This window comes from Methylotenera sp. (assembly GCF_029946165.1).
In the GTDB taxonomy this organism is placed as follows: domain Bacteria; phylum Pseudomonadota; class Gammaproteobacteria; order Burkholderiales; family Methylophilaceae; genus Methylotenera.
Map to the genome: position 1 here is coordinate 133468 of NZ_JAQSDZ010000021.1, position 10457 is coordinate 143924.

Here is a 10457-nt window from a genome sequence, read left to right on the forward strand (position 1 = left end):
ATGCCCAATCCTTGATTAAGAGCTAATTACAAATTGACCGTAGGATTTCCTGTTGTGATTCCAGTGTAATTTGGCAATGTTTCACCTACTATGATGCCATCATCGGTAATTTCGAAAAATCGAATGTCTTTACTATGATTACTCCCTCTAACTTTTACCACCGAGATAATACGTTTTAGCTGGCTTTTGATTTCAACATAGCGCTGGACGACAATTGCATCGGCAAGAAATGCGCTACCAAATGGGCTAAAACGTAAATCCGTATAACGATCTTCAAGTTCGGATGTCATTAATATTGATATACCCATACTAGTGAGTTCTGCAACCATTCTGTAGAGCGAACCTCGAAAGTCTTCACTAAACTCTGGTGCAAGAGCAAGTTCAAAACCAGAAAGTGAATCTATCACTACTCGTTTTGCTTTCATTTTATTAATCATGTCGATCATGTCGTGCAGCGTTTCATCGATAGACAAGTCCAGTGCGCGAGTGTTAATCACGCCAACATGACCTTCCGTGAATAATGAATAAAGTTTTTTATTGCCCAGCAACTGGCTTGGACTTTTCTCAAAAGCTGCAATAACACCAGGTTCGCCTCTGCGTACGCCCTCGGCAAGAAATTCAGTAGCCAATATGGTTTTACCGCAACCAGAAGGGCCAACTACCAGTAGTGAATATCCTGCAGGTAAGCCTCCGCCGAGCATGTCGTCTAACTTAGATATACCCACTGAAACACGTTGTTCTTTTATAGATTCTTCAATTTTTGAGTCGATTTCTGAGGTCTGCTTGATTATCGCACGCGGATATACCAGTATTCCTGAATCGCAAATGCGAAAAGTATGTAGACCTGGCGCCTGAGCTTGGCCTCTCATTTTCACTACTTGCATCTTTCGTACCATTGAATTTCTGTGCAAATTTTGTGTCAGCCAGAATATGCCGTCAGCTACTGTGAACACTGGGCTTGATTCAGACTCTGGCACTATATACTCACCAATGAGAAAGGTGGTCGCTTGCCAGTTTGTCATATGCATACCAAGGTGCTGTACAAACTTTTGTAGCTCGAACATGCCCTTTTCCATATGCGAGGCTGATTGAACTACTGAACGAAAGGAATCAACAAAAACAAAACTAGGAGAAAAGTTCTCAACCTCCTCATCAATACGTGCCAGTACACGCTCGAAATCACCTTCTAAAAGATCAGCTGATAGATTCACAAACTTAATCGAGTTATTCAATTTTTCCATGTTAAAGAATGGAAATTGCTGTTGGTAGCGGAGCATTTTTAAAGCAGGTTCGCCAAGTACCGTAAAAAATAATGCACGATGTTCTGAATCCGCTATTGAGAACATAATTTGATGCGCCAGCGTTGTTTTTCCACTGCCTGGAGTACCTGCGATTAAATTGAACGAAAACTCAGGTAAACCTCCACCCATCAGGTCGTCTAAGCCTGGCACTCCTGTTTTCAAACGTCGAATGCTTACCTTATTATTCATTATCGAATTCCTTGGTGACGAGATCTGAGGCTATATCGCCCCAAGCCATCCATAATATATTAGTTGTGAGCGGCGCACCGATTAACGACGCCAAAATATCGGTTAGTGTAATTAATAGTTGATTGTTAGCTTCTTTGACTTGTTCTGGCATTAGTAACTCAAAGCAAGCTTTTAGTTCTAAGAACTGATTGTTAATTTCAGATTTTGGATTATAAGTAGCGAGCCAAGAAAATTTGGGCACATTAAGAAATACACTTCTTACATAAAGAGAGTGGAATCCTTTTTCACCTATGATTGAAATGATTTTAGCTGCCATCTGCTCCCACAAAATAATCGCCATATCAGCCGCTTTACCATGTTCTTGCGCATTTAAAGTTTTAATTAACTTATGGCGATGAAGTTCGTAATGACTCATGGTAGCTAAATCAGTCATTAATCAATGACTTAGTGTTGATTGAGTAGCGACAATGCACGGATTTACTCTCCGGAAACATTCGCTATGATTCCGTTGTAACAGCTTGATACAAGGGATGATTGGTGCGTAAACCTAGAGAAAAGTAATGATATTTCATGGGAATTTTACCTAGGATTCAGGGGTGAGTTTACTTAAATCAGTATTGCACTATTGATGACGATATCAAAGACAAATTTGTAGATATTGGATTATATTTATAACGATTAAACTCTGTGAAGTTCAATCCTTTGAATATCAAGGGTTAATTAGGGTCAAAAGTAGACGCAGACTAGTCATCAAGGCAGCATTAATTCCCACTCAAGTGCCTAACTCCATCATCTAGGGTACCCCAAAAACCATTAAAGTCTATAGTGGATAAGTCAATTAATGGGCAATTGACTTATCTTTCATTCGCAGTCGTTTCATTCACCCAATCAAGCAATGGTGCCCATTGCTCAATATCTTGAGCGACAAGTGAAGGTCGCATATCAAAAAGGCTGGCGCCGAGTTCAGCGGCTGTGGCATAAACCTGTGCGTTACGAAGGTAGGTGAGTATTGGAAAGCCAGTTTGCTCCATAAACTCTGCAAGGGTTGCAGCGGCATTTGTACGGCTATTTACGCGCATGCCGACTAAGGCCACAAAGGTTTTATTCTTGCGTATGGCTTTTTCTTCTGCGAGTAAATTTAAAAAATCAGTGGTAGCGCCAATGTCAAAAGCGGATGGCTGTATGGGTACAATCACGCAATCGGCCTGCTTAACTGCGTCAGAGAGTTTTTCTTCACGAAAACCAGCAGGGGAGTCTGTAATAATCCAGTCGGGGTCTATGGATGATGGTTTGCTGCGAGGGTTGCTAGTATGAATGATGGGTAACTCAGCTGCCCTGCGTTGCACCCAATGCGTGGATGAGAGTTGTCGATCCAAATCGGATAGCAATACTCGTTCACCAATAGAAGCGAAATACCCCGCTAGATTTGTAGCTATGGTTGTTTTACCACTACCGCCCTTTGAGTTAGCGATTAAGATATTTCTCATGCATAAGCTCCAAATTTTTAAATTTAAGTTAACAAATCATACTTCATTTGGGGCAATAATGGCTGACTTGTTTATTAGGAGATGTATGCCTGAAATCCGCACGCAGCCTTTATTGTAGGGTTGTGAATTAATATGAAATCTTCATAAATATGTCACAAAAGTCAGCGTTTGGTTAATTATACTGTTGGGTTGTTGCCGTTATATTTGAGTATTAAAAATCTGGGGAGTACGACTTGAAAATTAAATATGCTAGTGAAGAATACATGGAAAAAGCAAAAAACTTATCTGAGGAAGAAGTTGAAAGATTGCAAAGTAGAATGCGCACTAAGTTAACGCGCCGAGAAGCGGAAAAGAAACTGAGCCTGATAGAGATTTTAGCGATTCAGCTTCAGCTTGACGATGAGCAGTTAAAGGAGTGGCGTGAAAAGAGAATAGAAATGAACCAAAAAGATAAAAAAGATAAAAAATCCTCAAACTAATAGTATGTTTTTAAACAGTGACATTTTAGTAAATGTCACTGCATTGATAATCCTAAAGTCTCAGTTTCTACAGATTTTTAGCGTCAAGCTCTTCCCAACGAGCCAGAGACTTTTCTAACAAGGCTTCAATTTCTAGTAGTCTTGCTTGCAAGGTTTTGACTAATGCCGCTTGTGATTTATAGAGATCAGCATCAGCGAGTTGCTCGTTAATACTTACTTGCTCTAACTCTAGTTTTTCAATTTCAGCGGGTATCGCCGCCAACTCTTTTTCCTCTTTAAAGCTTAGTTTTGAGCTTGGTTTAGCTTGTGCGGCGTTGGCAGGCTTAGCATTTGATTTAGCAGCTTGAGCTTGCTGTGATTTTTTTTCATCTAAGCGCTGTTGCGTGAAACGTTGCCAATCATCATAGCCGCCGCCAAATTCAGTTAAGACTGCATTACCTTCAAAGGCGATCACTTGTGTCACGGTGTTTTCTAAAAATGCGCGATCATGGCTGACTAAGAAAAGTGTGCCGGCAAACTCTTGCAACAAGCTTTCCAGCAGCTCAAGCGTGTCAATATCCAAGTCGTTCGTTGGCTCATCTAGTACCAATACGTTAGCAGGACGAGCAAACAAACGAGCCAGTAATAAGCGATTACGTTCGCCACCAGAGAGTGACTTCACGGGTGAGCGTGAACGTTGAGGTGGAAATAGAAAGTCTTCTAAATAGCTGATGACGTGTTTGCGTTCATTGCCGATTTCTACGAAGTCAGAACCTGGGCTAATGGTGTCCGCCAGTGTGGCTTCTTCATCTAGCTGTTCGCGCATTTGGTCGAAGTAAGCTACGTTGATTTTGGTGCCGCGCTCTACATTGCCGCTATCGGCTTCAATATCACCTAGAATAAGCTTGAGCAGGGTAGTTTTACCAATACCATTCGGGCCGAGCAGGCCGATTTTATCACCACGTAAAATGCGTGTGCTAAAGTTGCTAATCAGCGTTCTGTTGCCATAAGCTTTGCTGACATTGTCTAGTTCGGCTACCAATTTTCCACTGCGTTCGCCAGCGTCTAAATTCAGTTTTACATTACCTTGACGTTCACGACGCGCTGCGCGATCTAAGCGCAGTGCTTCTAAACGGCGCACGCGGCCTTCATTACGGGTACGGCGTGCTTTAATACCTTGGCGTATCCAAACTTCTTCTTGCGCTAAAAATTTATCAAACTTAGCTGCGTGAACTTCTTCTACAGCGACTAGCTCTTCTTTTTTAATCTGATAATCTGCAAAATTGCCGACAAAGTCTGTGAGTATGCCGCGGTCTAATTCGGTAATACGCGTCGCAAGTCTATTCAAAAAGCGTCGGTCATGGGTAATGAATAATACGCAGCCGTTAAAGCTCAGTAATAGTTCTTCTAGCCATTCAATCGCCTCTAAATCAAGGTGGTTGGTTGGCTCGTCCAGTAATAACACTTCAGGCTCAGCGACCAGCGCGCGGCCTAAGGCAACACGCTTACGCCAACCGCCAGAGAGGGTAGAAACTAGCGCGTCTGCATCTAAATTCAAGCGGCTTAATACGGTTTCAACACGTGACTGAGCAGCCCAGCCATTTTGCGTATCTAAATCATGTTGTAGATGCTGCATTTTAGTCATCAAAGCATCAATGTCTGCATCTGGCATGCCCATATCATGCGTCACTTGGTGATAATCAATAATCGTTTGTTGCAAAGTGCCTAAACCTTCAGCCACGGCTTCAAAAACCGTGTGTGTGGTATCTAGCTCAGGTTCTTGCGGAACATAGACAACTCTTGCACTTGGTGAGCGCCAAACTGTGCCTTCATCTAACTTAATAGTGCCTGCAATGGCTTTTAATAAGCTTGATTTACCAGCGCCATTGCGACCAATCAGACCGACACGTTCGCCAGCATCTAATTGAAAAGAGGCGTGGTCTAGCAGTGCATGATGTCCAAAGGCGAGTGAGGCGTTATCTAATGTAATGTAAGGCATGATTCTGTTGCTTTCAGTGCTGTGAGTCTTTGATTTCAGACATTCAGGATTATTTGTTAAATGGGTGACGAATGCGCCAGTAATTTAATTGGCGTTGCTTGAATCTATGTGGTTTTCTAAATATCAGCATTATACATTGCTTGCTTGTATATAAATTCACGCTTATTTATATTTATCACAATTGTATTGTGTACAATTTAATTGTGATGTATTATTTTTCGTGTGCGAATTAAATGCAAAAGAAATTAAATGCAATGGAAAGTAAACCGATGAGAAATATCTCGACACCTCAAGTTGGCGTTTCAACAGCTAAAGTTTTAAGCGTAGATTTGCAACTGTGTTTTGCGCTCTATTCAGCCTCCTTAAGTATGACAAAGACCTATAAACCTTTGTTAGCAAAGCTCAAGCTGACTTATCCGCAATACTTGGTGTTATTAGTATTGTGGGAAAAAGATGGCGTGACAGTTAACAACATCGGCGAACGATTATTTTCTGACTCTGGCACGTTAACACCAATGCTTAAGCGCTTAGAAAAGTTGGGGCTAATTCAACGCCAACGCGCTGCAGAAGATGAGCGCAGAGTCATTATTACGCTGACCGAGCAGGGCAAGTCACTACAATCTCAGGCAGCAGATATACATCCCCAAATTGCATGCAGCACAGGCTGTACGCTAGATGAGCTGAAAGAACTTAACAACCAACTCATTTTATTAAGAACTAATTTGATTAAAACCTTAGCAAAAACTTAATTAGCCAATCTGCATTAACTTAACACATTTCAATTAACTAAAATTTAGGAGAACCTCATGAAAATAAAACGCTCATTATTGAATATCAAAGGTTTGCAAATCAAAGGACTAGCACTGTCAGTGTTAGTGTTGAGCATTTCCAATGTCTATGCTGAAGACGCCAATCAAGCAGAAAGCAACAAACCAGTTGTGGAGCAGATTGTTAACACTCTGACAAAATTAGCCGGCGGCCCGTACCAAGGTTATCGTGCTAATCACGCAAAAGGCATTGTTGTACAAGGTGATTTTGTTCCTGCCAGGTCAGCCGCCAGCTTAACTAAAGCGGTGCATTTGCAAGCAAAACCTAGCCCAGTGACTGTGCGTTTTTCAGATGCAACAGGCTTGCCAACCATACCAGATGCGGATGGCAATGCTTTTCCTAAAGGCATCGCGATTCGCTTTCAATTAGCAGACGGTGCTTATACGGATATTGTGAGTATTTCTACCAACGGCTTTCCAGCCTCAAAACCTGAGGACTTTTTAGGCTTACTCAACTCAATAGCTACAAGCGGCCCAGACGCGGCAAAACCAACACCCGTTGAACAATTCTTAGGGTCACATCCAGCAGCACTGGCTTTTGTACAAATGCCGAAACCGGCGCCTGTTAGTTTTGCAACCGAAAGTTTTTTTGGCGTAAATGCGTTTAAATTTATTAATGCAAAAGGTGAAACGCAGTATGGTCGTTACCGTATTACCCCAATTAAGGGCGCAGAATTTCTAACAAAAGAGCAGGCCGCTTCACAAGCGCCAAGCTACTTGATGGAAGAGTTGCCAGTACGTTTAAGCAAAGCCCCCGCTAAATTTAAAATTGCTGTGCAGTTGGCTGATAAAGGGGACGTTGTGAATGACCCTACAGTGGTATGGCCAGAAAGCAGAAAACAAGTGGAGCTTGGTACGCTTACGCTTAAAAATGTAGATGCAGATGGCGTGAAATTTGAGAAAGCGACCATGTTTAACCCACTGGTTTTGGTCGATGGAATCGAAGCTTCGGATGACCCAATACTTTTAGCGCGACCAGCAGCTTATGCAGTGAGTTATGGTAGACGTCTAGGTCAATAGTCATTAGCCCCATAATTATTGAGCTAATAACGAGCATTTATTTGAGTGGTAATATCAAATAAATGCTCAATGACATTGAATCAATTGTTATTGTTAAGCATGGCGCGAATATTCGCCATTTTTGATTTCCCAAACTCTTTACTGGCTTCTGGGTCTTTATTAAACGGATTGCCAAAATGACGCACATCATCTTTAGGTAATTCTGCAATAAAGCGACTTGGTTCGCACATTTGCATTTCACCTGCGCGTTTACGTTTTTTACACCATGAAATATTCAGTGATTTTTGTGCGCGGGTAATGCCCACGTACATCAGGCGGCGTTCTTCTTCAATTTTTGTGGGGTCGGCAACGCCTAAATCTATACTTTCTCGGTGCGGCAAAATCCCTTCTTCAACGCCAATTAAAAACACGTGCCCAAACTCCAAACCTTTGGCAGCATGCAAGGTTGATAATTTAACGGCATCAGGCTCGCCATCTTCACGGCCTTCTAACATGCTCATCAAAGATACCATTTGCGTGAGCTCTAGTAAGTTTTTACCATCATTTTCGTTGCCAAACTCAGTGCTTGCTTCACCTTTTTTAGTGAGCCAGCCAATAAAGTCGAGCACGTTTTTCCATTTGCTTTCAGCCGCGCGTGGTTCATCGTTATCGTACAAAAACGCTTCATACTGAATTGAGGTAAGTAAGTCGTTAAGCACTTCACCAGCAGGGTCGCGAACTGCACGTTCTTGAATTTTCTGAATGTATGTGCAGAAATTCAATAAATCTTCTAATTGTTTATTTCCAATGTCATTTTGAAAATCACCCTCAAACGCCGCGGCAAACAATGATATTTTGTGCAAGCTAGCAAACTCACCTAAACGTTCTAGTGTGGTGTTACCAATGCCTTTTTTCGGCGTAGTTGCAGCGCGGATGAAAGCAGGGTCATCATCTTCATTAGCGACTAAACGTAAATAACTGATTAAATCTTTAATCTCGGTTTTATCAAAAAACGATTGCCCACCAGAGATGGTGTAAGGGATTTTGTGATTACGCAGATATTGCTCAAAAATTCGTGCTTGGTGGTTGCCGCGATAAAGAATGGCGTAATCTAAAAATTTGGTACGGTTTTCAAACTTGTGTGCTTGCAACTTCATGATTACAGATTCGGCTTCTGCCTCCTCACTCATGGCGGCAGTCACTTGAATTAAATCACCCGTGCCTAAATCGCTCCAAAGTTTCTTTTCAAAAAGTTTCGGGTTATTCGCAATCACCGCATTCGCACCACGCAGAATGCGTATTGTAGAGCGGTAGTTCTGTTCTAGCTTGATAACTTTTAGCTTGCTAAAGTCTTCGGTAAGTTGGCGTAAGTTTTCTACGTCCGCGCCGCGCCAGCCGTAAATCGCTTGGTCATCATCGCCCACTGCGGTAAATTGCCCGCGTAGACCTGTCAGCATTTTTACAAGTTTGTATTGGCAGGCGTTGGTATCTTGGTATTCATCTATCAACAAATATTGCAGTTTGCGTTGCCATTTATTCAATGCATTTTCATGCTCATCAAATAGCTCAACGGGTAGTTTAATTAAATCATCAAAATCAACTGCTTGATAAGCTTTTAATGTTTGCTGATACAACTGATAGACCTTAGCGGCAGCATGCGTGAGTTCTTCATCGGCTGTGGCTTTAGCTTGGTCTGGGTTAACAAAACCATTTTTCCAATGTGAAATTTGCGATTGTGTTTTGCGCAATAACTGCTTATCCGTGGTCGCTAAAATATCTGCAAGAATCTTAAAACTATCGGATGAATCCAATATTGAAAACTGCGGTTTATAGCCAAGTAGCGAAGCTTCCGCACGTAGCATTTGCAAACCCAGCGAGTGAAACGTGGCAATGGTTAAGCCTTTAATGTTTTTACCTACCATTAACTTACCTACACGCTCCTGCATCTCACGCGCAGCTTTATTGGTAAAGGTAATAGCGGCGATTTCTTTAGGCGAATAGCCTGCTTTATCAATCAAATAACTGATTTTTTGCGTAATAACACGCGTTTTGCCACTACCAGCGCCAGCTAGCACTAACAATGGACCATCGAGATATTTAACGGCGTCGCGTTGCGGCGAATTTAAGGAATTTAACATGCAGAGCTTTTTGGAATTTTTGTGCGAAACTTAAGCCTGAGATTTTAACGTTTAAGGCGCTAACAAGCTATCAATTAAATGATTAAACTAAGTTTCTTCATTAGTGCAAAATTTACAAAGTAAGATATTAGTTTCAGCAATTGATTTATATGTTTTTGTATTACTTTTTTAGGTTTTAATATAGGCACTATTCAGGTTCTAATGCAATCACCGCACAGCATTACCAAACATCAGTGCGTCATACCAGCGGAGGCTGGTATCCAGACAAAGTGGTGCTTAGTGCTGTGGCAGTATTCAACAGCTTTATGCATATACCTTGCCTAGATTCCGTCTTACGACGGAATGACGGACATAGATGCTTTAGTGGGCTAATGAAAAGTTTTGATTAAAGCATGCCATAATCACCCACTTAGAAATAAGCCATTAAATATTAAGGAATAGTATGCGTTCGAGCGCAAGATCTACCAGAGCCAGTGCCGCGATTGATAGGCTAAAAAAACGTAGCGGTAACGAAAACTATTCCATGTCTATGAATAGCGGCGCGATGTTTAGCCTGTTGTTAGCTACGGGTGGGGGTGATTCAGAGCGATTATGCGAGCCGATGATGATGGAAGATTTTGTGGCGTTTGTGAATGCCTACGGCCCACAAACGCCTAAACGGGTTAGTAAGTTAGATATTGAATTTAGTAAGCAGTTGAATAAAAAAGCGAATAAGTAAAATCAATTGAGTCTGACTCCGTTGATATTTGTTAATGTAACTTTCTATTTTTCCTAAAATCGGAAAGATCTCATACTAATTATAAAAGACTCAAAGATATGACAGCGGAAGACTCGCTCCCTAAATGGGCGCATAACCTAGTCGATACTGCACGACTAAAAATATTCGAACTAGACAATAAACTCGGTGCTTATAATCAAGAGGTTGACGAAAAAAATAAAACAAAAATACTTGAATCCATTGCCCCAGTATTTTTAGAAATAGAAGACTTTAGCGTACGCTTTAAATTTGGGGCTGTAGTAGATTAGCTTTAAATCTCAGCCCACTCCTTCAATATTAAC

General features: G+C 41.5%; 10 protein-coding genes. 5 read left to right on the plus strand and 5 right to left on the minus strand.

Features of this window, described 5'->3' with window-relative positions:
- Nucleotides 1-26 precede the first annotated feature (26 nt).
- From PSV17_RS11210 to PSV17_RS11220, 3 genes are all read right to left on the minus strand, one after another.
- A complete protein-coding gene (locus PSV17_RS11210) occupies nt 27-1490 on the minus strand; it encodes an ATPase domain-containing protein (protein WP_300482627.1) in 1464 nt (487 codons plus the stop codon).
- The gene (locus PSV17_RS11215) at nt 1483-1923 is read right to left on the minus strand and encodes a hypothetical protein (protein ID WP_300482628.1); all 441 of its coding nucleotides are present in this window, start codon (nt 1921-1923) and stop codon (nt 1483-1485) included. Before PSV17_RS11215 ends, PSV17_RS11210 begins: the two co-directional genes overlap by 8 nt.
- Before the next feature lie 421 nt (nt 1924-2344).
- On the minus strand, nt 2345-2977 hold the full coding sequence (locus PSV17_RS11220) for a ParA family protein (protein WP_300482630.1): 633 nt from the start codon (nt 2975-2977) through the stop codon (nt 2345-2347).
- Nucleotides 2978-3210: 233 nt separating this feature from the next.
- Between PSV17_RS11220 and PSV17_RS11225 the strand changes: the two genes are divergently transcribed.
- A complete protein-coding gene (locus tag PSV17_RS11225) occupies nt 3211-3456 on the plus strand; it encodes a hypothetical protein (RefSeq protein ID WP_300482633.1) in 246 nt (81 codons plus the stop codon).
- 67 nt (nt 3457-3523) lie between these two features.
- Here PSV17_RS11225 and PSV17_RS11230 read toward each other — a convergent pair whose 3' ends face one another.
- Nucleotides 3524-5434: an ATP-binding cassette domain-containing protein gene (locus PSV17_RS11230; protein WP_300482635.1), complete on the minus strand. Its 1911-nt coding sequence runs from the start codon at nt 5432-5434 to the stop codon at nt 3524-3526.
- Nucleotides 5435-5667: 233 nt separating this feature from the next.
- Between PSV17_RS11230 and PSV17_RS11235 the strand changes: the two genes are divergently transcribed.
- Together PSV17_RS11235 and PSV17_RS11240 are read left to right on the plus strand one after the other, a co-directional pair.
- The gene (locus PSV17_RS11235; RefSeq protein ID WP_366910619.1) at nt 5668-6183 is read left to right on the plus strand and encodes a MarR family transcriptional regulator; all 516 of its coding nucleotides are present in this window, start codon (nt 5668-5670) and stop codon (nt 6181-6183) included.
- Nucleotides 6184-6240: 57 nt separating this feature from the next.
- Nucleotides 6241-7281, plus strand: a complete 1041-nt coding sequence (locus tag PSV17_RS11240) for a catalase family peroxidase (protein WP_300482637.1) — start codon at nt 6241-6243, stop codon at nt 7279-7281.
- Between the two features lie 80 nt (nt 7282-7361).
- Here the strand turns inward: PSV17_RS11240 and PSV17_RS11245 are convergent, their stop codons facing one another.
- A complete protein-coding gene (locus PSV17_RS11245) occupies nt 7362-9398 on the minus strand; it encodes a UvrD-helicase domain-containing protein (RefSeq protein WP_300482639.1) in 2037 nt (678 codons plus the stop codon).
- A 442-nt stretch (nt 9399-9840) separates the two neighbouring features.
- Between PSV17_RS11245 and PSV17_RS11250 the strand changes: the two genes are divergently transcribed.
- Both PSV17_RS11250 and PSV17_RS11255 read left to right on the plus strand, forming a co-directional pair.
- Nucleotides 9841-10116, plus strand: a complete 276-nt coding sequence (locus PSV17_RS11250; protein WP_300482641.1) for a hypothetical protein — start codon at nt 9841-9843, stop codon at nt 10114-10116.
- Between the two features lie 98 nt (nt 10117-10214).
- Nucleotides 10215-10424 carry a hypothetical protein gene (locus tag PSV17_RS11255; RefSeq protein WP_300482642.1) on the plus strand — a complete coding sequence of 70 codons (210 nt, stop codon included), beginning with the start codon at nt 10215-10217 and terminating at the stop codon, nt 10422-10424.
- Nucleotides 10425-10457 lie beyond the last annotated feature (33 nt).